Source organism: Lactobacillus sp. JM1 (assembly GCF_009834385.1).
In the GTDB taxonomy this organism is placed as follows: Bacteria; Bacillota; Bacilli; order Lactobacillales; family Lactobacillaceae; genus Lactobacillus; species Lactobacillus paragasseri.
This window is the reverse complement of sequence record NZ_CP044412.1, coordinates 1399062-1420546: the sequence shown is the minus strand read 5'-3', so window position 1 is coordinate 1420546 and position 21485 is coordinate 1399062. Positions and strand designations below refer to the sequence as shown.

Here is a 21485-nt window from a genome sequence, read left to right as displayed (position 1 = left end):
AATCAATTCTAGTTTAGTGAGGTTAGAATTTTGAATTATTTAAAACAAAGTAAAGGTTCGAATAGAAATTCCACTTCGACGCCCCTAAGAATGAAAATTATTTTGGGCGTCATTTTAGTTTTATTTTTATTATTAATTGGTCAATTAGCTTACTTGCAACTCTTCTATGGTGGTCGTTTTCAAGCGGAAGTGCAACAAACAGACCAAAAAATTGTATCTAATAACGTACCACGTGGTGTGATGTATGACAGCAGTGGCAAGATTTTGGTAGGTAATAAAGCCAATAACGCAATTACTTATACCAAAAATTCTAGCATTACGTCTAGTCAAATATATAAAGTTTCTAATCATTTAAGTCAATATATAACACTTGATGATGAAAAACCCACAAAAAGGCAGTTATATGATTATTACTTAGCTAATAGCAAAATTTCAGAAAAGGAAACAGCAAAATTACCTAAATCTGAACGCTATGACAGTAATGGTGATGCGCTAAGTTCAAGTCAAATATATAATAATGTCTTAAAACGTGTAGAAAAACAAAATATTCATTTTACTAAGCGTCAAAAAACAGCTGCTTTAATTTTTAATAAGATTTCCGGTGCATATACACTTTCGACTATCTATATTAAGAATAAAGGTTTAACTGATCGTGAAATGGCATTGGTTGGGGAACACTTATCTGAATTGCCTGGCGTAGGTATTGGAACAGACTGGTCTAGAAGCTACCCAAACGGTAAATCGATTAAGAGTATTATCGGTTCAGTTTCTTCAGAAAAAGCAGGTCTACCGAGTGATAACCTACAATACTATTTGACTCAAGGCTATTCACGTAATGATCGAGTTGGTACGAGTTACCTTGAAGAAAAATATGAACCGCTTTTGAAGGGTACTAAATCTAAGTCGCAAGTAGTAACTAAGGCTAAAGATGGGGTTGAACAAACTAAGACTGTATATAAGGGTCAAAGTGGTGCAAGCCTGATTTTGACAATGAATGCTAAGTACCAGCAAGAAGTTGAAAAGACTTTGAAAAAAGTATATGCTTCTGCTCAAGCTGCGGGCGCTACTCAATACTCTAATGGTGCATATGCTGTGGCAATGAATCCTAAAACCGGTGCGCTTTTAGCAATTGCAGGTATTGATCATAATGCTAAAACTGGAAAGAATACAGATGATGCATTAGGTGTAATTAATAAATCATTTGTTATGGGATCTGCAATCAAGGGTGCTACTGTTGCAGGTGGATTAATGAATGGTATTATTTCACCAACTAACAGTGTAATGCCTGATACACCAATTTACTTACCAGGTTCACCGATTAAGAAATCTGTTTATCCAGTTGGTACTTTTAGTAGCTTAGATGCACCAACGGCACTTGAAGTCTCAAGTAACATCTATATGATGCAGCTCGCTCTAAGGTGGGTTAATGCAAAATATACGCCACATAGCTTTATTTCTATGCCTTCAGATGCATTTACAAAGTTAAGACGTAACTTCGCAATGTTTGGTTTAGGACAAAAGACGGGGGTTGATCTTCCAGGTGAAGTATCTGGTATTCAAGGTCGCTCATATAATTCGGCGGGGCAACTACTTAGTGGTTCTGTACTTGACTTAGCTTATGGAAACTATGATGCTTATACCCCGATTCAGTTAGTTCAATATGTTTCAACTATTGCTAATGGTGGATATCGTATGCGTCCATATTTAGTTCAATCTGTTGGTGAAACTAACGCTCAAGGAAATAAAGTTTCTATTCTCTATAACAGTAAACCACAGGTTCAAATGCGTATTCCTTGGACGCAAGATCAACTTGATGTTATTCACCAAGGATTTTATCGTGTTGTCCATGGTACTAACTCATGGGGAACAGCTCACTCACTGAAAAATGTTAAGCCTTCAATTTCTGGAAAAACTGGTACTGCTCAGACTTTCTATTATGATGAAGATAATCCGGGTAATTCTAACGCTCCAGAAGTTATTAACGCGACTTTTGTTGGTTATGCACCATCAAAGGATCCTAAACTTGCTGTTGCGGTTGTTTTCCCAGGACTTGATCCTGATAAGGAAGGTAAATATACCCTTGAAGTTGCCAAGGCAATGGTTGAAGACTACTTCAAGCTTAATAAATAGAAAAGTACTGGTAAAAGTACGCAAAACATGGTATAGTTTAACAGTTAACTAAATAAGTAGGTGGTGGAAAAGATGGCAGAACATATTATCCTTGAATGCACCGAATGTGGCGATAGAAGTTACTTATCTGAAAAGAATAAGCGTAAGCATCCGGAACGTTTAGCTTTAAAGAAGTATTGCCCAGTTGAAAGAAAGGTAACACTTCACCGCGAAACTAAGTAATCAAAGCAACAGGCAATTCCTGTTGTTTTTTTGTATCCAGAGATATTATTTAATGCATTTAATTAGTAAAAACGAATTACGAAGATTACAAATAAAGAGATTAACTGAATTTGCGAATAGTACGCAAAAATTATCTGAAGATAAGATCTTAAAAGAAAAGCTACTTAGAAATTCACTTTTAGCTAGCGCAGAATCGATAGGTATTTCTGTTTCAATGCCTCTAGAAGTCAGTACAGTGCCTATTATTGCTTCTTTATGGAAGATGGGTAAAAGAGTATATATTCCGCGATGCTTGCCAAAGAGGAAGATGGAATTTACACTTTATGATAAAAATACGATATTAGTTAAAACTAAGTTTGGTGTTTTAGAAAATCGTGATTCAAAAGCTATCGTGAATAATAACTTAGATTTAATGATTGTTCCCGGTCTAGCTTACGGTTTAGATAAAAATAGTCGTCTTGGTTTTGGTGGGGGCTATTATGATCGCTTTTTAGAAAAGTATCCAACTAGAACGCTTAGCTTAGTCAATTCAGTCCAACTTTTTAAGCGAACTTCATGGCAGGTTGAAGAACATGATATTCCGATTGAGAAGTTAATTTTAGTTAAATAAGAAAGAGGAGACGAGATGCAAAAATTGAAATTTAGTCGATTTTCTAGCACATTTATTACAAATGCTATTTTAATAGTGCTCTTTATTGTGTTTATTCTTGAAACAATAATGGGTGGATCGACTAATATTAATACTTTGCTTCGCTTAGGTGCAATGAATAATCAGCTAGTTACCGTTGAACATCAATGGTGGAGGCTGTTTACTGCTCAATTTTTACACATTGGATGGCTACATATTGCTTCTAACGCTGTGATGATTTATTATATTGGGCAATTTATGGAGCCTTTGTTAGGGCATTGGCGATTTTTAAGCGTCTATTTGCTGTCAGGAATTGGTGGAAATTTACTAAGCTATGCGTATGGGAGTGATTCTGTAGTTAGTGCTGGCGCTTCAACAGCGTTGTTTGGACTTTTTGGAGTAGTCATCGCACTTTATTTAGCTAACCGTGCAATTCCTGCAATTAATTATTTAGGAAAGCAGGCTTTAGCCCTAGCTATTATCAATTTGGCACTTGATTTATTTGCAAGTCATATTGATATTTTAGGTCATTTAGGTGGTTTAATATCTGGTTTTCTATTGGGAATAATTTTTGGTAGTGCGCACTTAAGACAATACCATCATAAATTAAGAGTTATTGCAGCCGTTATTACAATTATTTATGTTGTATTTTGCTTACATCAAGGAATAGTGATTAATAATTAATAATGAAAAATTTACACGATGTTCAAAAGCTACTTAAAAAGTTTAATATTATTGTTTATGTTGGTAAACGTAAATGGGATATTGAATTAATGGGAATAGAATTAGATAATTTATATCATGCCGGTGTAGTTTCTAAAAAAGAATACATGAATGCTAAGTTAATTTTGAGTCACGAGCATGAAATTGAAGAAGAAAAGGAAACTAGCACAAAAGATAGTAATGGATTATTATAGTACTATAGAAATTCTTATATTAGGAGTAAGTAATTAATGAATATTTTTGGGATCATCAATTTTGTCTTAATCATCATTATTTTGGCTTTTGCTTTAAGCTGGCTTTGGACATGGATTCAATCAAAGCGTGTCGGTGGTGCGCTAACTAATGAAGAGTTTGAAAAGGGTAAGAGAAAAGCACAAATTATTGATGTACGTGAAAAGGGCCCATTTAAGAAAGAACATATTCTAGGAGCACGTAACATTCCTTACACAATGTTTAAGTATCAATATCAAGAAATCCGTCCAGATTTACCCGTATATCTTTATTCTGATTCAAGTGCATTAACTGTAAGAGCAGCACGCTTTTTGCAGAAAAAAGGCTATAAAAAAGTATATTGGCTGAAAGACGGCTTTGAAAAATGGGATGGCCAAACTAAGTCTTCTAAATACTAAAAGAGAGATCAATCCTTATTACAGGGATTAATCTCTCTTTTTTATTTAACCTTGATGAGCTGAGTAACTCTTTCTATTGGCTTTAATTCTATTTTGTTCGATTCTATCAGCTTCTTTTTGTTCAGGTTCTACTACCTTTTTTTTATAAGTAGCAAGTCCTGCAGCAAGTGCGCCAACAGTTGCTAAAACGCCAGTTACGACACCAGCACCAAATTTCTTTGCCATGGTTAATGCCTCCCTAAAAATTATTTTATCAATTCAAATTTTAGCAATAATTCTTATTTCGATAAAGCCTTTTGCTATATTAAGTCTGAAGAAATAGTAGTTTTTTGTTAGAATGGATACCAAGAAATAAGAGGAATTATTTATGCAAAAAATTATTGTCCTGATTGGACCCACTGGAATTGGAAAAACCGACCTAGCATTGAAACTTGCCCCTAAAATTAATGCAGAAATCATTTCTGGAGATTCAATGCAAATTTATCAAGAGGTAAGTATTGGTACTGCTAAGCCAACAGCTGAAGAACTAAGACAAGTAAAACATTATTTGGTTAACCAGCGTTCCATTTTTGAAGAATATTCTGTTAAAGATTTCGTTGCTGAAGGTACAAAAGCTGTTAATCAAATTGTAGCTAAGGGGTCTATTCCACTAGTTGTTGGCGGAACGGGTTTTTATATTAATGCCTTAGTAAATAAGCTGCAATTAGGTGAACCTGGTGATTATCAAACAAGTGTAGATCCTAAGTGGGAAAAATATTTAAAAGAAAATGGTGTAGAAAAATTATGGCAGCTTCTTAATGAAAAGGATCCTGATGCTGCTAAAAAAATAGCTCCACAAAATAGTCGTCGAACTCTTAGAGCATTAACAGTGATTAGTCGAACAGGTAAGTTATTTAGTCAGCAGCAAGAAAAAATTTCTCCTAGATATGATGCCTTGATTATTGGGTTAAATAGTGATCGAGAAGAAGTCTATCAGCGAATAAATAAACGTGTAGATAAAATGATGGCCGCTGGGTTACTTAAAGAAGCAAGATTTGTTTATGACAACCGTGCTCGTGAGCATCAAGCAATTCAAGCGATTGGCTATAAAGAATTTTTCCCATATTTTTCAGGTGAAAAAACGCTTGATGAATGCGTAAATAAACTAAAACAAGCATCGCGAAAATATGCCAAACGTCAGCTAACGTATTTTAAACATCAATTGCCTGTTGTCTGGTTAGATCCTTTACATGATAGGGAGACGCCAGAAAAAGCTCTAAATGAAATAAAAAGTTTTTTAAATAAATAAAAAAGTTATGGTTATGATAGGATATTACTGGTATATTCATAACAAACAGTTTAAAATATATCTAAAAAAATATTAATACTGATTGACGAGACCAATCTAGTTTGTTATTGTTTTCAGTGTGCATTAGCACAAGTAGTTAATAGATTTTTAAGGACTATACCAATCGTTTGGAACAGGTATAATCCTTTAGAATAGGTGTGTACAATGAGTAAAACTATTACTGCAGAAGATATTAAAAAGAGTGTTAAGGATAACGATGTTCGTTTCTTAAGATTAGCTTTTACTGATATTAATGGAACTTCTAAGGCTGTTGAGGTTCCAACTAGTCAATTAGATAAAGTTTTAACTAACGATATCCGTTTTGATGGTTCTTCAATTGATGGCTTTGTTCGTCTAGAAGAAAGTGACATGGTTTTATATCCCGACTTTTCAACTTGGGCAGTTTTACCTTGGGGAGATGAAAAGGGCGGAAAGATTGGTCGTTTAGTATGTTCTGTTCATAAGACCGATGGTGAACCATTTGAAGGTGACCCGAGAAATAACTTGAAGCGTATCCTTAAAGAAATGAATGATATGGGCTTTACTGATTTTGATATTGGTTTTGAAGCAGAATTTCATTTATTTAAGTTAGGTGAAGATGGCAACTGGACTACTGAAGTTCCTGATCATGCTTCATACTTTGATATGACCTCTGATGACGAAGGTGCAAGATGCCGTCGTGATATTGTTGAAACATTAGAAAGTATTGGCTTTGAAGTTGAAGCAGCTCACCATGAAGTAGGAGACGGTCAACAAGAAATTGACTTTAGATTTGATGATGCTTTAACAACTGCTGACCGTGTTCAAACTTTTAAGATGGTTGTACGTGAAGTAGCAAGAAAGCATGGTTTATATGCCACATTTATGGCTAAGCCAGTAGAAGGTCAAGCAGGAAACGGGATGCACACTAACATGTCCTTGTTTAAGGATGGCAAGAATGTCTTCTACGATAAAGATGGTGAATTCCACTTATCAGATACTGCTCTTTACTTCTTAAACGGTATTTTGGAACATGCTCGTGCAATTACAGCAATTGGTAATCCAACTGTTAACTCATATAAGCGTCTTATTCCAGGTTTTGAAGCACCTGTTTATATTTCATGGGCTTCAAAGAACCGTTCACCACTTGTTAGAATTCCTGATGCTGAAGAGATTAATACTCGTCTTGAAATGCGTTCAGCTGACCCAACAGCTAACCCATATCTTTTGCTTGCAGCATGCTTAAGTGCTGGTCTAAGTGGTATTAAAGAAGCAAAGAAACCAATGGCACCTATTACTTCTAATGTTTTTGAAATGTCTGAAGAAGAAAGAGCTAAACGTGGTATTAAACCACTTCCATCTACTTTGCATAATGCTGTTAAGGCATTTAAGGCTGATCCATTAATTCAAAAAGCCTTAGGTGAACATTTAACTCAAAGTTTTATTGATTCTAAGAATCTTGAATGGGCTAAATATAATCAATCAGTTTCTGATTGGGAAAGAGATCGCTACATGGGTTATTAATTAACTGAAAAAGATAATCAAGCCAGTTGAGTAATTTCAACTGGCTTTTTTGATTGTTTGAAAAATGTGATAAAGTTAAGGGGTATGTTAGAGAGGGGTTAAGTGATTGGAAAAAAAGCAATCGATTTATACTAAAGACGTTATTTTAGTTATGGCAGCGTCTTTCTTTTTTATGTTTTCAGTAATGTTTGTAACGCCGCTAATTAATGGTTATGCAATCAGTTTAGGTGCAAGTGCAGTATTTGCTGGCATCATAACTGGAATTATGAGTGTAGTGTCAATGTTTTTACGCCCAGTAGCTGGTAATTTAACTGACCGTTTTTCAAAGTATAGCTTATCATTTATTGGCGGAGTATTGATTTTGATCGGAGTTGCCGGCTATTGCCTCTCTCCGTCAGGTAATTGGTTGCTAATTTTTAGATTAATTAACGGTACTGGCTTTGTTTTAGCAACTGTTTGTATGACAACTTGGTTAGCATTTTTAGTACCGCGTAGTCATGTTGGAGAGGCAATGGGCTTTTATGGTCTGATGAATGCGTTAGCAATGGCTCTTGCGCCTGCTTTAGCAATCAATCTATATAAAGTTATTGGTTATAAGTCCGCCCTTTGGCTTGCCGTAGTCGCTGCAATCTTAATGATTATTTCTATCCAATTTGTTGGAGATCACGCTAAGCCTAAGATTAATAGTAGCAAGAAAAGAAAAATTAAAATTATTCAAAAAGATGCTATTCCTATTGCTTTGCTAACGACTTTCTTTGCAATCCCATATTTTATTACGCAAGCTGATATTGTCGTGTATGTTGAAAGACAACATTTTTCAATTGCGGTAGGGTATTTCTTTGTTATCTATGCAATTGCTTTACTCTTAATTAGAATTGGTTTAAAAAAATATTTCGATTTAATTCGCTTTGGATTTTGGTTTTGGCTAAGCCTAATAGCAACAATTTTATTTTTAATTGTTGCAGCTTTTATGGTTAATAATTGGTTGATGGGTTTCGCAGCTATTATGCTTTCAATTGGTTATGGGGTTATTTATTCTGTTAATCAGTCAACTGCTCTGATGTTAGCTCCAATTGAAGAACAGGGGTTAGCTAGTTCAACATTCTATCTAGGACTTGATATTGGAATGGCTGCTGGCCCAATGATTGGTGGCGTGACTGCTCAAAATTTAGCTCCAGCTTACTTTTATCCTGTCTTATTAGTTATTGTGCCAATAATTTTAATTGTTTGTTTTGTATATCGTAAGAAATTGAATGGTGCTTTGAGCCGTCGTTAGTAAGGAGAAAAAGATGAAGATTCCTTTTAAAGCTGTTGCTGTTGATATGGATGGGACTTTTTTGAATGACCAGAGAAGTTATGATCATCAATTATTTGATCAAGTTTTAACTAAGCTTGAAAAACATGATATTAGATTTATTGTAGCTAGTGGAAGACCATTTGCTCGGTTAAAAAATGATTTTCCAGAGTTTATTGATCGAATGGATTTTGTAACTGCTAATGGTTCTAGATTAATTGTCGAAGGGAAAGAAGTTGCTGTTGAAGGATTAAGTAAACAACAAGCTATCAATTTAATTAATTTTGTTCATAATAAATATGGCAGTATGGCAACAATGGTCTATGGCAGAAAAAAGGCCTATATTGGAACTGAAGCGCCTGCAAAAGATAAAAAATTTCTGCAATATTTTGCTAAGGAAAGTACTGAAATTAGTGACTGGCAGAATATACCAGATGACGTTTTTATTGAATTAACTTTTCACTATGATAGTAAAATTGCAAAAGATATTGAGCAAGATTTTAATAAGCAATACGGAAATCTTGTCACTACGTTCGCTTCTAATCCGATAGCTATAGATGCAGTTAAGTATGGGATTAATAAGGCTACTGGATTAAGGAATCTACTTGCTCGTTTTAATTTGACTAGTGAAGATTTGATTGCTTTTGGCGATAGTGGTAATGATATTCAGATGCTTGATTTTGCCAAATATAGTTATGCGATGGAGAATGGCATGGAGATCGCGAAAGAGCATGCAAGATATCTTGCTCCTAGCAATAATGATAATGGGGTATTGCAGGTCTTAAATAGATACCTAGATAAAAACTAAAAGAATGAGGTCAAGCTGAGCCTCATTCTTTTTTTATATAGTTTTATAGTGTATAAGCTTGTCCCTTTTCTAAGTTAATTTGCACACCAAAAATTTTTGCTTTTTTATTTGAATTATTTAAATAAACATATACTGGAATATGAGTAGACTTTAATTTACCAAGCAGTTGCATGATTTGGGTAACTGTCTTTGCCTTTTTCCCTATAAATAACAAACATTGATCTCCTTCGACTTGAATTTTACTGATAGGGTATAAAGGACCAGTTTTACTGGTTTGGTAAAAAAATTGAAAGTTTGGATGAAGATCAGAAATTAAAGTTAAAAGATCATCTAGATACATAATATTTCACCAGCTCTTGATTTCTATATTTAATAGATATAATATAGATTATATTTTTGAAGCAGAGGTCTTCCAATGAAGATAAAGAGTAAGAAAATAAAAATTATTATTATCTCTATTTTAGCAGTTTGCGGCATTTTTATAGCTGCAGGGCTATATTTTTATCAGGTTGCTATCGTTCCTGGTCATAAGTCGTTTATCAGTAATGATACTAAGCTAGTAAAGAGTGATCCGCTTTACAGGGAGAAAAAATGGTATCAAGATGTTCATAAACAAAAATGGGTTATAAAGTCAGCGGATGATAATTTAAAGTTAGACGCAAATTATATTCCAGCTGCAAATTCTAAAAAGACAGTGATTATTCTACATGGTTTTATGAATAATAAAGATACAATGGGAGCTTATGCAGCTATGTTTCATAAACTTGGCTATAATACGCTTTTACCTGATGCTCGTGGACATGGACAAAGTCAAGGAAACTATATTGGATATGGCTGGCGTGAAAAAGTAGATGTTAAAAAATGGGCTAAAGAAGTTATTCAAAAGAATGGTTCTGATAGTAAAATTGCTATTTTCGGTGTCAGTATGGGAGGAGCAACAACCATGATGGCAAGCGGATTAACAATGCCGAGACAAGTAAAAGCCTATATTGAAGATTGCGGTTATACTAATGTTAAGGATGAAGTTGAACACGAAGCAGAGGACTTGTACCATTTACCAACTTTTCCACGTTTTCCATTAGTTGAAGTGTTAAGCGGAATTACTAGACTTAGAGCTGGATATTTCTTAGGGGATGGTAGCAGTATAAGACAAGTCGCAAAGAATAAGCGACCAATGTTTTTTATTCATGGAGAAAAGGATACTTTTGTTCCAACTAAAATGGTATATGATAATTACCAAGCTTCTAAAGGTAAAAAAGAGCTTTGGATTGTTCCAGGTGCTAAACATGCAAAGTCATTTGCAACTAAGCCTGCTCAGTATCAGAAAAAGGTCAAAGCTTTTCTAAATAGATATTTGTAAAAGATTGCTAAGATTGATTAGCAATCTTTTTTTAGAATTAATTAAAAAATATAGCGCTTTTTGTTTCTGTTTAGATTTGTGAGCTATCATAGTTATTGTAATAATTTTTACTAAGAGGTGGAAGCGTGTTACAAGATGTTTATATTGTAGGAATGAATCGAATTCCTTTTGGCAAATATCGTGGATTTTATAAGGATGAAAATGCTGTTGATTTAGGTGTCTTAGCACTGAAAGGCTTATTGAAAAAGAATATAGTATCGCAAGATAAAATCGATAACATTCTAATTGGCAATGTTTTAAGTGCTGGTTTAGGGCAAAATGTTGCACGTCAAATTGCTTTAAAATCAGGATTACCTGAGTCTATTGTTGCTACAAGCATTGACGATGTTTGTGGTTCTAGTCTAAAAGCTTTACGGTTTGCACAAGGGCAAATGTTACTTGGTGATTCTGAAATTGCTGTTGTTGGCGGAGCTGAAAGCATGACAAATGCTCCTCTTTTACTCGATAAGAGTAAAAAGCATGATAAAAATCCAGTATATCAAGATAGTTTAATGATAGATGGCATTGGTGACGCCTATTCTGAAAAGCCAATGGGAATTACTGCTGAAAATGTTGCTGATAAATACCAAGTTACTCGTCAAGATATGGATGAATTCGCACGTGATTCTCATGCCAAGGCTTATGCGGCTCAAGAGAATAATTGGTTTGAAGAAGAGTATGCCCCTATCAAGTTAAACGGGAAAGTACTAGATCATGATGAGACGATTCGACCAGATACTAGTTTAGATGCCTTGGGACAGCTTAAACCTGTATTTAAAGTAAATGGTCGTGTTACAGCAGGAAATTCATCTCCATTGACTGACGGAGCAAGTATGGTGCTTCTTGCCAATCAACAAAAATTAGATGAATTAGACTTAACGCCATTAGCTTATTTAGGTGCTTATGCGGAAATTGGCTGTGATCCTGCTTATATGGGATATGCACCATATTTTGCAATTAAAAAATTGCTAAAAGAAACTAATAGTACAATTGATGATTATGATTTAGTTGAAATTAATGAAGCATTTGCGGCGCAAGCTTATGCTGTAGCTCGTGATTTGAATATTCCAAAAGAAAAGCTAAATATTGCTGGTGGAGCAATTAGTTTAGGACATCCATTGGGTGCGACAGGTACGCGGTTAGTAATAAGTGCAGTGAATAGTTTACGCAAGATCAATGGTCGAAGAGCGATTGTTTCGTTATGTATTGGTGGCGGTCAAGGAATTGCATATGAAATCAGAAGAATTATCTAAAAAGAAGTTTTATCAATGGTTGCCAGAAGAGAGAAGAAACTTTCTTGAAGAAGAAGGAATTGAATTAAGTAAAATAGATTCTGATACTTTAACAAGATTGAATACACTCAGTGAGAATGTAGTTGGTCAGGTTCGACTTCCTTTGGGAATTTTACCGAGGTTAATTGTCAATGAAAAAAGTTATTGTGTGCCAATGGCGGTGGAAGAACCATCAGTTGTTGCAGCAGCTAATCATGCAAGTAAAATTTTTAATCAAAATGGTGGAGTAGAAGCAGTTAGCATTAGAAATGGAATCTACGGGCAAATCGTTTTAGAAGTGGCACATGATTTTGATTTAGTTAGATTTACTAAAGAATTTCCTGAGTTAATTGAATTAGCTAATCGTAAATTTGCTAGTTTAGTTAAGCATGGTGGCGGTGTTCGAAAAATTGAAGCTTCTAGAAAAGATAATTTGGTTTTTCTTAAAGTATTAGTTAATCCTGCAGAAGCAATGGGAGCAAATAAAACAAATGCTATTTTAGAATTCTTAGGAAACAAGTTAGAAAAGCAGATAAATGTTGAACAAACCATGTATGCGATTTTATCTAACTATCCGACTCAATTAACTACAGCCAAAGTAAGTTTGGATATTAATAGCGTTGGTGGACCCAAGGTAGCTAAAAAAATAGTTTTACTTAGTGAAATTGGTCAAACGGATATTTATCGAGCCGTAACTAATAATAAAGGAATAATGAACGGTGTTGATAGCGTCTTAGTAGCAACAGGTAATGATTATCGCGGAGTAGAAGCAGCAACTGCCGTATGGGCGAATAAAGATGGTAGCTATACTTCACTTAGTAAGTGGAGCATCGCAAATGATAGATTAATTGGAACAGTAACGATCCCCTTAGCAATTGGTGTAGTTGGTGGTTCTATCAAGGCTCGTCAAGATATTCAGCAGAGTTTTAACTTATTAGGTAAGGTGTCTGCTGAACAATTAGCCGAGATCATTGCGGCAACTGGTTTAGCCAATAATTTTTCAGCACTATTAGCAATTTCTACTAAGGGAATTCAGGCTGGTCATATGAAATTGCAAGCAAGAAACTTGGTTGCTACTTTAAAGGCTAATGAAGATGAGAAGGCAAAGGTTTTAGAAAAGCTGCAAGAAAGTAAACAATATACTCAAGAAGCCGCTGTGAGATTTTTAGATGAAATAAGAAGGGAAAAGAATTAAATGAAGGTTGGAATTGATCAAATTGGATATTTTACTCCAAATAAGTATGTAGATATGGTAGATTTGGCTCATGCACGAAACCAAGATCCAAATAAATTTTTAATTGGAATTGGGCAGAAAAGGATGAGCGTGGCTGATCCAACTCAAGATGCGGTTTCAATGGGAATTAATGCTACATTACGGTATATAAACAAAATTGACAAATCTAAAGTTGGGCTTTTGATTTTTGGTACTGAAAGTAGTGTTGATCAATCTAAATCAGGTTCTTTATTTGTAAAATCAGCTTTAAAACTTGATCCAACCGTTAGAGCGTTTGAAGTTAAAGAAGCATGTTTTGGATTAACAGCAGGGGTAATGATTGCTCAAGATTTTGTACGACTTCATCCTGATCAAACAGCAATTGTTATTGGTAGTGATATTGCTCGCTATGGAATCAATACTGCTGGCGAAGTGACTCAGGGAGCAGGAAGCGTTAGTTTATTAATCTCTAGCAATCCAAGAATTCTAGAAATTAATGAAGGCCATAGCGCTTATAGTGAAGATATTAATGATTTCTGGCGACCAAATTATTCTAAAACTGCCAAAGTAGACGGAAAATATTCAACTCAAGTTTATTTAAATTTTTTTAAACATACTTTTTCTGATTATAAGAAGCAAAAGGGACTTGAAACAAAAGATTTTGCTGCTATTATTTATCACTTACCTTTTACTAAAATGGGGTTGAAGGCTAATCGTTTAGCCATTGAGGGAGTAGATGAAGAAACAAATGCCCGCTTAATGGATAGTTTTACTGCGTCTAAAGAATTAAATGCTAATGTTGGCAATATTTATACTGGATCTTTGTATTTGAGTTTACTTAGTTTACTTGAAAATGGTGGTTTAAAAGCTGGCGATTTAATTGGGTTATTTTCTTATGGCTCAGGTGCCATGGCCGAATTTTATTCAGCAAATGTAGTTGAAGGATATGAGAATGAGCTTGATAAGGATGCTGATGAGGCTTTATTAGATAAAAGAAAAAAATTAAGTGTTCCTGAATATGAGAAAATCTTTTCAGCGAGTTTAGTAGATCCCCAAAATAATGTTGAACTTACTAGTGATGAAGAAAAAGGGAGATATTATTTTGCGGGAATTTGTGATGATATTCGTCAATATAAAGTTAAATAGCTTGTATTCGCTTACATAGTTGCTATAATAAGACATGTGGAGAGGTAGAATAATATTGTAAAAAGTTTTTATCTCCAGATTGTAGTGTTTTAAAGACAAGATTCTCTTAGTAAGATCAAATAGTCGTTATTCAATACAGATGCAAACAAGTGATGTTGATCAAGTCATAATATTGAACCCAGATACTGATGTTATGGCGCTAGATAGTATTTACCTCATCCACTTGAAAAAAGGTTGTAGACCAGGCAGTCTACAACCTTTTTTATGAGCAAAAAAAGCAGTCCCTAGGACTGCTAAAAATAATATTATTTTACTTACTTATTTTTTCTTAAAACTAATTTTGTAACACCTTCCCAGCGTGGAGTTTGAGGCATCATATCAACTGGTTGAATAACGCGAACGTCGTAAGCTTCGCTTAAAAGAACTAAATCTTTTGCAAGTGTAGCTGGGTTACAAGAAACATAAACAAAGGTTTCTGGTTTTACTTCAAGTAGAGTCTTAATTAACTTTTTGCTTAATCCTGTACGTGGAGGATCGACGATCAAAGCATCAATTGGGACACCTTGATTTTTTAATTCAGGAAGTAACTTTTCAACATTTCCTTGAATATATTCGGCATTTCTCACATGATTCAAGTGGCAGTTCTCTTGGGCATCAATTACAGCTTCAGGAATAGATTCAATCCCAATGACTTGTCTAACTTGGTCACTTGCTAGAATCCCTAGAGTACCAACCCCAGCATAAGCATCAATTAAAGTTTGATCTGGAGTTAAGTCTAGGTATTTAAGTGCCTCTGAATAAAGCGTACTAGTTTGCTCTGGATTTAACTGGAAAAATGCACGAGGTGAGAGTTTAAATTTTTTACCTAGTATTTCTTCGATAATATGTGATTTTCCAAACAATTTAATTGTCTTGTTGCCCCAAACTTGAGGATTTTGCCATTGTGTTTCATTTTGAAAAACAGAAACCACATTAGGAAGTTTCATAATTTGGCTGGCTAGTAATTTAAGGTCTCTAATTTTTTTACCAATTGTAATTAAAGTTACTTGGATTTCTCCACTAGCATGGCTTTGACGAACTACAATAGTTTTAATACCATCATTATGACGTCTAAAGTCAGCAATTCGAATATGAAGTTTATCGATTAACTTTTTAATTTCACGCTCTGTTTTTTGTGTTTCTTTTGTTTGAGTTGGCATTTCAGGAAGATCAATTAAACGACGTGAGTTAGGAGCGTACAGGCCAAGTTTACTCTTTCCTTTATTGAATTCAATTTGGTATTGAGCTTTATTGCGATAGTGCCAGGCATTTGGAGCTGAAATAGTCTTTTTGACTTTATACTTAATGTAGTCTCTTGGATGATATTTTCTAAGAGATTCTAGAATTAGGTGTTGCTTAAACTCAAGTTGTTTTGGATAAGAAAGATGAGCTAATTCTAAGCCGCCAACGGCCGGATCTACGCCCTTCGGGAAAGCCACTCTATCTGGAGACTTTTCTTTAATTCGAACTAATTCGCCCTCTAAATAATGTGGGTGTCTATCAATGATTTTTGCAACAACAACTTCACCTGGAAGAGCACCGGGAATAAAAATAATTTTCTTTTTATAATATCCGATCCCTTCACCATTAATACCTAGCCGTTTAATAGTGATGATAATATCTTTTTCTTGCTTGTTTTTAATAAATTTTGTCAAAATAAGGCCCTCATTTCGATTGATTCATGAAAAAAGTGTCACAATAAGCATAAGCGTTATGTTCAAGTGATACAAGTATTTAATTTATTATAATATAGAAGAAACCAAAAAATGAAGAAGGTGCGATAATGCCAATTATAACTAAGATAAGCACGCAGAAACGTAAAGGACGCTATAATATTTTTATTGATAATGAGTATGCTTTTAGCGTAAGTGAAAGGACCCTAGCGGAAAAAAGACTTTTAAAGGGAACAGAATTAAGTACTGAAGACATTAAAGAAATTAAAAAAGCTGAATCAGATAGTCATGCTATTCAACTAGCGATGTCTTATTTAAGTTATCAGCCACGTAGTGTATATGAAATTTTAGAGTATTTAAATAAACATGAAATTAGTCAGGATGCTAGTCAAGCCGCCGTTCAGAATTTGATTAAGTTGAATTATTTAAATGATAACAATTTTGCTCGTTTGTTTATCAAGAATAATCTTCGAGTTGGAAAAGATGGACCAAGAGCTGTTGATAGAAAATTAAAGCAAAAAGGTCTTGCAGCTGACGTTATTCAAGAGGCACTTTATGAAATTGAAGATGAAGAGTGGATTGATGCTGGTCTTCGCTTAGTGCACTCACTTATTCATCAAGTAGGTAAACTTTCATATAAGGATATTAAGCAAAAGGCGTTGACCAAATTGCGAGCTCACGGATTTGATCAAGAGCTAGGTGAATTAGTAATTGAGAAATTAGATTTAGAAAACGATGAGGATGAACAAATCGAAGCTTTAAAAAGACAAGGAAGTAAGGCATGGCGTCGCTATCGCAGAGATGAAGATTTTAAAAGGAAGCAGAAGGTTAAAAGATATCTGTTTCAACATGGCTTTTCAAGTAGTGAAATTGATAGTTTCTTAAATGGCGAAGTAGTAGATTTAGAAGAAATAGATGAATATTAATTTGCTGGTATAATGTTTAGTGAGGAGGCGCACATTATGGAAATGCCTCGTGAAGGCGATTATATCGCAATTCAAAGTTATAAGCATAATGGCACGTTGCATCGAAATTGGCGTGACACTATGGTAGTTAAAACAGAGCAAAATATTATTATTGGCGTTAATGATCGAACTTTGATTACAGAAGAAGACGGTAGAAAGTGGATTAGCCGTGAACCAGCAATTGTTTATTTTCATCGTAAACTTTGGTTTAATGTGATTGCAATGCTCAGACCTGATGGAGTTGCATATTATGCTAATTTAGCTAGTCCCTTTATATTAGATCGAGAAGCACTGAAATATATTGACTATGATTTAGATATTAAGGTGTTTCCTGATGGGGAGATTAGATTGCTTGATGCGGACGAGTATGCAATGAACAAAAAACGCTGGCATTACAGTGAAGAGATTGATAGTATTTTGCGTAGTACTAGTTTTGAATTATTAGATTGGATTGATCAAAAGAAGGGCCCGTTTGCTAAAAAATTCGCACAAATTTGGTATGAAAGATATAACCAATTACGTCCTGATTTAGATCGTAGTTTTTTTAAGGGGAGAGAAAATGAAGAAAGAAAAATACTCGGCACATAATTTTATTGGTAAGGTTTTTATGCCAAACCAAATTGATGAAAATAAAACTTATACAGCAGCTATTCAAGAAATGGAAAATGATCCAGGCTTTCAAAAGTTTATTAAAGACAATGGCTATGAAAATGAACGTGCAAGTTTGGTGGTGTTTGGACCAGAGAACTTTATGTTTTGGTATGGTGTTTTAGCTGATGGTAAGCAGATGCCTGGTGCTGGATTAAATAAATTTGAATTGCCCGCTTCAGAAATTGCGGAAATTGATACGCCTAATAGTAATTTGGCTTTCTTTAGTCAACCTTTAAATTTTGTGATTCCGACTTTTTTAGATAAATTATCTAAAGATGGTATTACAATGTATGAGAATCTGGGAGATAGCGAAAAACCATATGTTTTAGCAAAGTTGAACTTAGAAACAAAAGAACTGGCACAGATTTTATATCTGGATGCCAGTTCTGACGGTAATGCTAAATAATAATTATTTCTGCTTGGGGTCAATAGATAGGTTGTCATATTCGATATAAGCACCAATACATGTTGAAATTAGCATGATTAATAAAACAATGCCAACCGAGTTACCAATAATAAAGGATAATGAGAAACAACTTCTCACAAGATCCATCGCAAGCCAGCAAAGCACAAAGTCAACTAAACAGTTGCCAATTAAGAAAAGTTTACGTCTACGAATACTGTAGAAACGTAGAATTTGCTTAAAGAAGTTATCTGGTACCTTAGCGGAGACCAAATCAAGTGGTCGCTGAATGGTTGCCTTGATAGCGAACATGATAATTGTTCCAACTAAGGCACCAATAAAACTTCGAAAAAGATCGCTAGAGTGTCTAACTAAAGCATTGTAGCAGATGCCGATTAAGGTTAAACTGCAAAGATACGGAATTAATAATAAGAATGTAAATACCAAGTAGATATTTTGTTTTTTCATCTATAAGACCCCATTTCTTGTTCCTTATTTTATCATAGATTACCGTATGATATAATTACCGATAATTATGATTAAAGTAGGGATTAAGGCAGTAATAGAAAGAGAGAATTTAAGATGAGTAGTGATCCCGGTGCGGGTGATATATTTAGCAAATTAAGAGCTAAATTTCGCGGCGATGAAGATATTGATGGACAACGCAAGCTAAATAAAATTTTAAATAAATTACATGAACAAAAAGAGATTAGTGATCGTGAATTTTCAATGATGGAAGGTATTCTTGAGTTTGAAGAAAAAATGGCTCGAGAAGTAATGGTTCCTAGAACAGATGCCTTTATGGTTGATATCAATGATGATTTTCAAGAAAACTTAGATCAAATCTTAAAAGAACCTTATTCAAGAGTACCGGTCTATGATGGTGACAAGGATAAGATTGTTGGCGTCATTCATATTAGAACGGTTTTACGAAAAGCCCATAAGATCGGTTTTGATAAGTTAGATTACGATCAGGTAATGTTTAAGCCTTTATTTGCACCTGAAACAATTGAATTGGGTGAATTGTTAGTTGAGATGCAGCAAACTCAAAGGCAGCTTGCAATTTTAACTGATGAATATGGTGGTGTCGTAGGACTAGCAACAATTGAAGATTTAATTGAAGAAATTGTTGGTGACATTGATGATGAGGTTGATAAGGCTGAAGTCCTATTTTCAAAAATCTCTCCAAGAGAATATGTAATTTACGGGAAGATGCCTTTAGCTGATTTTAATGAAGAATTCGGAACCGATTTAGCAATGGAAGACGTGGATACTGTTGCTGGTTACGTAATCACTAAATTAGGGATGATTCCAGCTAAAGGAGAAAAGCTAAGCGTCAAACTTGATAATGGGATGGTTTTAACAACTAGACGCATGAAGGGTTCGCGTTTATTAACGCTGTTACTTACAATTCCAGAAAAACAAGAAAAGGAAGAAGCTAAAGATTAATGACAAAGTTAACTGATGAAGTGAAAAAAAGACGCACATTTGCGATTATTTCTCACCCTGATGCGGGTAAGACAACAATTACTGAGCAAATGCTTCTTTTTGGTGGAGTAATTAGAAGTGCAGGTACGGTTAAAGCACGTAAAAGTGGACATTATGCAACTAGTGACTGGATGGCAATTGAAAAGAAGCGTGGTATTTCAGTAACTAGTTCAGTAATGCAGTTTGAATATCAGGGAAAGAGAATCAATATTCTTGATACTCCTGGACACCAAGATTTCTCTGAAGATACTTACCGGACTTTAATGGCAGTTGATGCTGCGGTAATGGTTATTGATTCAGCTAAGGGTATTGAGCCTCAAACCAAAAAGTTATTTAAGGTTGTAAAAAAGCGTGGTATTCCTATCTTTACTTTCATGAACAAGCTTGATCGTGATGGACGCGAACCGCTAGATTTAATTGCTGAATTAGAAGATTTGCTCGGTATTGAAGGCGTAGCCATGAACTGGCCAATTGGTATGGGAAAGCAATTAAAAGGATTATACGATATTGCAAATAATCGTGTTGAACTTTATCGAAAAGATGATGATGATCGCTATTTACCATTAGATAAAAATGGAAAATTATCAGAAGATGAACCTTTAGCACAAGATAGTTTATATCAATCAACTTTAGATGACATTGATTTGTTAAAAGAAGCAGGAAATACTTTTGATAAAGAAAAAATCTTAAAAGGAGGCCAGACTCCAGTCTTCTTTGGATCTGCTTTAACTAATTTTGGTGTTGAGACTTTTTTAGATAGTTTTGTTAATTTAGCCCCAGCTCCTCAAGAACATGTTGTTAATGATGATGAAAAATTAGCTGCAGACGATCCTGAATTTTCTGGGTTTGTTTTTAAGATTCAGGCTAATATGAATCCTAACCATCGTGATCGAATTGCCTTTGTAAGAATCGGAAGCGGGGAATTTAAAAAGGGGATTGACGTAACTTTAGCTAGAACTGGAAAGCCAGTTAGATTAAATAATGCAACTGAATTTATGTCTAGCGAACGAGTTCAAGTTTCTGATGCGGTTGCTGGCGATATAGTTGGTTTATATGACACAGGTAACTTTCAAATTGGTGATTCAATTTACGCTGGTAAGAAAAAGATTGTTTATCCAGCTTTGCCGCAATTTACACCAGAAATCTTTATGCGTGTGACTGCTAAGAATGTTATGAAGCAAAAGTCTTTCCATAAAGGGATGAACCAACTGGTTCAAGAAGGTGCAATTCAGCTTTATCGTGGTTATGCAACTGATGATTATATCCTAGGTGCAGTTGGTCAATTACAGTTTGAAGTCTTTTCTTTTAGAATGAAGAACGAATATAATTCAGAAGTAGAGCTTCATACTTTAGGTAATCGTGTAGCACGCTGGATTAATCCAGATCAGTTAGATCCTAAGATGTCATCTTCGCGTAACTTGTTAGTAAAAGATAGAAATGGTGAGCCACTATTTCTGTTTGAAAATGCTTTTGCAGAAAGATGGTTTAAAGATAAATATCCAGATGTTGAATTAACTTCAAGATTATAATAAAGCCCAAATAAAAAGCCATGGAATTTTCCATGGCTTTTTAAATGCGATTTTATCGATCGCAAGTATTATCGATCGCAAGTAATAGAAATAATCTTTCTACTCTTATCAACTGTTATATCGTAAATGCGATCTTCATGAATTAAACGCTTAATGACAAACTCTACTTCGTCTTGTCTAATAGGACGTTTATGATTTTCCATTACGATTTCGATTTTATCAGTAGTTTCGCTATATACTATTGTGGTATTACCTAAAGAGTAAACCTTTACGAATTGACTATTGGTAGCTGCTAGCTGTCTTTGAACTAAATCACGGTAGCTATTTGTAACATCAATTAAATGCATCATATTTATAACCTCGATAATATAAATGTGTCTTTAAAATCCCAACTTAAGTATAACCTTTTTAGAAGATTTATAAAAATAAATAAAAAAAGAGTCA

The 21485-nt window shown here is 34.5% G+C and carries 24 protein-coding genes; 19 read left to right on the top strand and 5 right to left on the bottom strand.

Annotated features, from left to right (window positions below):
* The first annotated feature begins 30 nt into the window (after positions 1-30).
* The 6 genes from F3I00_RS07265 (at position 31) to F3I00_RS07240 (ending at position 4332) form a co-directional block, all read left to right on the top strand.
* On the top strand, positions 31-2130 hold the full coding sequence (locus F3I00_RS07265) for a penicillin-binding protein 2 (RefSeq protein WP_039155986.1): 2100 nt from the start codon (positions 31-33) through the stop codon (positions 2128-2130).
* A 72-nt stretch (positions 2131-2202) separates the two neighbouring features.
* Positions 2203-2352, top strand: a complete 150-nt coding sequence (gene rpmG, locus F3I00_RS07260) for a 50S ribosomal protein L33 (protein WP_003646937.1) — start codon at positions 2203-2205, stop codon at positions 2350-2352.
* A 52-nt stretch (positions 2353-2404) separates the two neighbouring features.
* Positions 2405-2962 carry a 5-formyltetrahydrofolate cyclo-ligase gene (locus F3I00_RS07255; RefSeq protein ID WP_003648382.1) on the top strand — a complete coding sequence of 186 codons (558 nt, stop codon included), beginning with the start codon at positions 2405-2407 and terminating at the stop codon, positions 2960-2962.
* Positions 2963-2977: 15 nt separating this feature from the next.
* Positions 2978-3664, top strand: a complete 687-nt coding sequence (locus F3I00_RS07250; protein ID WP_003648383.1) for a rhomboid family intramembrane serine protease — start codon at positions 2978-2980, stop codon at positions 3662-3664.
* 2 nt (positions 3665-3666) lie between these two features.
* On the top strand, positions 3667-3897 hold the full coding sequence (locus F3I00_RS07245; RefSeq protein WP_003648384.1) for a YqgQ family protein: 231 nt from the start codon (positions 3667-3669) through the stop codon (positions 3895-3897).
* A gap of 36 nt (positions 3898-3933) precedes the next feature.
* Positions 3934-4332 (top strand): rhodanese-like domain-containing protein, encoded by a 399-nt coding sequence (locus F3I00_RS07240; RefSeq protein ID WP_003648385.1) that lies wholly within the window; start codon positions 3934-3936, stop codon positions 4330-4332.
* Between the two features lie 45 nt (positions 4333-4377).
* Here F3I00_RS07240 and F3I00_RS07235 read toward each other — a convergent pair whose 3' ends face one another.
* Positions 4378-4557 (bottom strand): DUF3042 family protein, encoded by a 180-nt coding sequence (locus tag F3I00_RS07235; RefSeq protein ID WP_004897769.1) that lies wholly within the window; start codon positions 4555-4557, stop codon positions 4378-4380.
* A gap of 142 nt (positions 4558-4699) precedes the next feature.
* Here F3I00_RS07235 and miaA point away from each other — a divergent pair, with 142 nt between their 5' ends.
* The 4 genes from miaA to F3I00_RS07215 all read left to right on the top strand — a co-directional run bounded on the left by miaA (position 4700) and on the right by F3I00_RS07215 (position 9264).
* Positions 4700-5620: a tRNA (adenosine(37)-N6)-dimethylallyltransferase MiaA gene (gene miaA, locus F3I00_RS07230; protein ID WP_020806739.1), complete on the top strand. Its 921-nt coding sequence runs from the start codon at positions 4700-4702 to the stop codon at positions 5618-5620.
* A 204-nt stretch (positions 5621-5824) separates the two neighbouring features.
* A complete protein-coding gene (locus tag F3I00_RS07225; protein ID WP_020806738.1) occupies positions 5825-7162 on the top strand; it encodes a glutamine synthetase family protein in 1338 nt (445 codons plus the stop codon).
* A gap of 106 nt (positions 7163-7268) precedes the next feature.
* Positions 7269-8438 carry an MFS transporter gene (locus F3I00_RS07220; protein ID WP_020806737.1) on the top strand — a complete coding sequence of 390 codons (1170 nt, stop codon included), beginning with the start codon at positions 7269-7271 and terminating at the stop codon, positions 8436-8438.
* A 13-nt stretch (positions 8439-8451) separates the two neighbouring features.
* Positions 8452-9264 carry a Cof-type HAD-IIB family hydrolase gene (locus tag F3I00_RS07215; protein WP_020806736.1) on the top strand — a complete coding sequence of 271 codons (813 nt, stop codon included), beginning with the start codon at positions 8452-8454 and terminating at the stop codon, positions 9262-9264.
* Positions 9265-9307: 43 nt separating this feature from the next.
* Here the strand turns inward: F3I00_RS07215 and F3I00_RS07210 are convergent, their stop codons facing one another.
* Entirely contained in the window at positions 9308-9604 is a 297-nt protein-coding gene (locus tag F3I00_RS07210) for a hypothetical protein (protein WP_003648391.1), read from the bottom strand.
* A gap of 75 nt (positions 9605-9679) precedes the next feature.
* Between F3I00_RS07210 and F3I00_RS07205 the strand changes: the two genes are divergently transcribed.
* From F3I00_RS07205 to F3I00_RS07190, 4 genes are all read left to right on the top strand, one after another.
* Positions 9680-10624: an alpha/beta hydrolase gene (locus F3I00_RS07205; RefSeq protein ID WP_020806735.1), complete on the top strand. Its 945-nt coding sequence runs from the start codon at positions 9680-9682 to the stop codon at positions 10622-10624.
* Between the two features lie 125 nt (positions 10625-10749).
* Positions 10750-11916: a thiolase family protein gene (locus F3I00_RS07200; RefSeq protein ID WP_020806734.1), complete on the top strand. Its 1167-nt coding sequence runs from the start codon at positions 10750-10752 to the stop codon at positions 11914-11916.
* The gene (locus F3I00_RS07195) at positions 11894-13129 is read left to right on the top strand and encodes a hydroxymethylglutaryl-CoA reductase, degradative (RefSeq protein ID WP_020806733.1); all 1236 of its coding nucleotides are present in this window, start codon (positions 11894-11896) and stop codon (positions 13127-13129) included. Before F3I00_RS07200 ends, F3I00_RS07195 begins: the two co-directional genes overlap by 23 nt.
* Positions 13130-14293 carry a hydroxymethylglutaryl-CoA synthase gene (locus F3I00_RS07190; protein ID WP_020806732.1) on the top strand — a complete coding sequence of 388 codons (1164 nt, stop codon included), beginning with the start codon at positions 13130-13132 and terminating at the stop codon, positions 14291-14293.
* Between the two features lie 314 nt (positions 14294-14607).
* On the opposite strand, the gene rlmD is transcribed toward F3I00_RS07190, so the two are convergent.
* Complete coding sequence (rlmD, locus tag F3I00_RS07185; protein ID WP_003648396.1) at positions 14608-15987, bottom strand: 23S rRNA (uracil(1939)-C(5))-methyltransferase RlmD; 1380 nt, start codon at positions 15985-15987, stop codon at positions 14608-14610.
* A gap of 128 nt (positions 15988-16115) precedes the next feature.
* Here rlmD and recX point away from each other — a divergent pair, with 128 nt between their 5' ends.
* From recX to F3I00_RS07170, 3 genes are read left to right on the top strand one after another with little or no spacing between them, the layout of a single operon-like run.
* The gene (gene recX, locus F3I00_RS07180) at positions 16116-16931 is read left to right on the top strand and encodes a recombination regulator RecX (protein ID WP_020806731.1); all 816 of its coding nucleotides are present in this window, start codon (positions 16116-16118) and stop codon (positions 16929-16931) included.
* Between the two features lie 36 nt (positions 16932-16967).
* Positions 16968-17558 carry a DUF402 domain-containing protein gene (locus F3I00_RS07175; protein WP_020806730.1) on the top strand — a complete coding sequence of 197 codons (591 nt, stop codon included), beginning with the start codon at positions 16968-16970 and terminating at the stop codon, positions 17556-17558.
* Positions 17530-18027, top strand: a complete 498-nt coding sequence (locus F3I00_RS07170) for a hypothetical protein (RefSeq protein ID WP_020806729.1) — start codon at positions 17530-17532, stop codon at positions 18025-18027. The genes F3I00_RS07175 and F3I00_RS07170 overlap by 29 nt, the downstream gene beginning before the upstream one ends.
* Before the next feature lie 3 nt (positions 18028-18030).
* Here the strand turns inward: F3I00_RS07170 and F3I00_RS07165 are convergent, their stop codons facing one another.
* Positions 18031-18492 carry a hypothetical protein gene (locus F3I00_RS07165; protein ID WP_020806728.1) on the bottom strand — a complete coding sequence of 154 codons (462 nt, stop codon included), beginning with the start codon at positions 18490-18492 and terminating at the stop codon, positions 18031-18033.
* Between the two features lie 114 nt (positions 18493-18606).
* On the opposite strand from F3I00_RS07165, the gene F3I00_RS07160 reads away from it, so the two are divergent.
* Positions 18607-19473, top strand: coding sequence for a hemolysin family protein (locus tag F3I00_RS07160; RefSeq protein WP_020806727.1), 867 nt, complete (start codon positions 18607-18609; stop codon positions 19471-19473).
* Positions 19473-21041 (top strand): peptide chain release factor 3, encoded by a 1569-nt coding sequence (locus tag F3I00_RS07155; protein WP_159311041.1) that lies wholly within the window; start codon positions 19473-19475, stop codon positions 21039-21041. The genes F3I00_RS07160 and F3I00_RS07155 overlap by 1 nt, the downstream gene beginning before the upstream one ends.
* A 68-nt stretch (positions 21042-21109) precedes the next feature.
* Here F3I00_RS07155 and F3I00_RS07150 read toward each other — a convergent pair whose 3' ends face one another.
* Entirely contained in the window at positions 21110-21388 is a 279-nt protein-coding gene (locus F3I00_RS07150; RefSeq protein ID WP_020806725.1) for a DUF1827 family protein, read from the bottom strand.
* Positions 21389-21485 lie beyond the last annotated feature (97 nt).

Coding starts and splice junctions, on each gene's coding strand:
- rpmG (WP_003646937.1), top strand. CDS start 2,203: ATGGCAGAACATATTATCCTTGAATGCACCGAATGTGGCGATAGAAGT.
- F3I00_RS07255 (WP_003648382.1), top strand. CDS start 2,405: ATGCATTTAATTAGTAAAAACGAATTACGAAGATTACAAATAAAGAGA.
- F3I00_RS07250 (WP_003648383.1), top strand. CDS start 2,978: ATGCAAAAATTGAAATTTAGTCGATTTTCTAGCACATTTATTACAAAT.
- F3I00_RS07245 (WP_003648384.1), top strand. CDS start 3,667: ATGAAAAATTTACACGATGTTCAAAAGCTACTTAAAAAGTTTAATATT.
- F3I00_RS07240 (WP_003648385.1), top strand. CDS start 3,934: ATGAATATTTTTGGGATCATCAATTTTGTCTTAATCATCATTATTTTG.
- F3I00_RS07235 (WP_004897769.1), bottom strand. CDS start 4,557: ATGGCAAAGAAATTTGGTGCTGGTGTCGTAACTGGCGTTTTAGCAACT.
- miaA (WP_020806739.1), top strand. CDS start 4,700: ATGCAAAAAATTATTGTCCTGATTGGACCCACTGGAATTGGAAAAACC.
- F3I00_RS07225 (WP_020806738.1), top strand. CDS start 5,825: ATGAGTAAAACTATTACTGCAGAAGATATTAAAAAGAGTGTTAAGGAT.
- F3I00_RS07215 (WP_020806736.1), top strand. CDS start 8,452: ATGAAGATTCCTTTTAAAGCTGTTGCTGTTGATATGGATGGGACTTTT.
- F3I00_RS07210 (WP_003648391.1), bottom strand. CDS start 9,604: ATGTATCTAGATGATCTTTTAACTTTAATTTCTGATCTTCATCCAAAC.
- F3I00_RS07205 (WP_020806735.1), top strand. CDS start 9,680: ATGAAGATAAAGAGTAAGAAAATAAAAATTATTATTATCTCTATTTTA.
- F3I00_RS07195 (WP_020806733.1), top strand. CDS start 11,894: ATGAAATCAGAAGAATTATCTAAAAAGAAGTTTTATCAATGGTTGCCA.
- F3I00_RS07190 (WP_020806732.1), top strand. CDS start 13,130: ATGAAGGTTGGAATTGATCAAATTGGATATTTTACTCCAAATAAGTAT.
- recX (WP_020806731.1), top strand. CDS start 16,116: ATGCCAATTATAACTAAGATAAGCACGCAGAAACGTAAAGGACGCTAT.
- F3I00_RS07175 (WP_020806730.1), top strand. CDS start 16,968: ATGGAAATGCCTCGTGAAGGCGATTATATCGCAATTCAAAGTTATAAG.
- F3I00_RS07170 (WP_020806729.1), top strand. CDS start 17,530: ATGAAGAAAGAAAAATACTCGGCACATAATTTTATTGGTAAGGTTTTT.
- F3I00_RS07165 (WP_020806728.1), bottom strand. CDS start 18,492: ATGAAAAAACAAAATATCTACTTGGTATTTACATTCTTATTATTAATT.
- F3I00_RS07160 (WP_020806727.1), top strand. CDS start 18,607: ATGAGTAGTGATCCCGGTGCGGGTGATATATTTAGCAAATTAAGAGCT.
- F3I00_RS07155 (WP_159311041.1), top strand. CDS start 19,473: ATGACAAAGTTAACTGATGAAGTGAAAAAAAGACGCACATTTGCGATT.
- F3I00_RS07150 (WP_020806725.1), bottom strand. CDS start 21,388: ATGCATTTAATTGATGTTACAAATAGCTACCGTGATTTAGTTCAAAGA.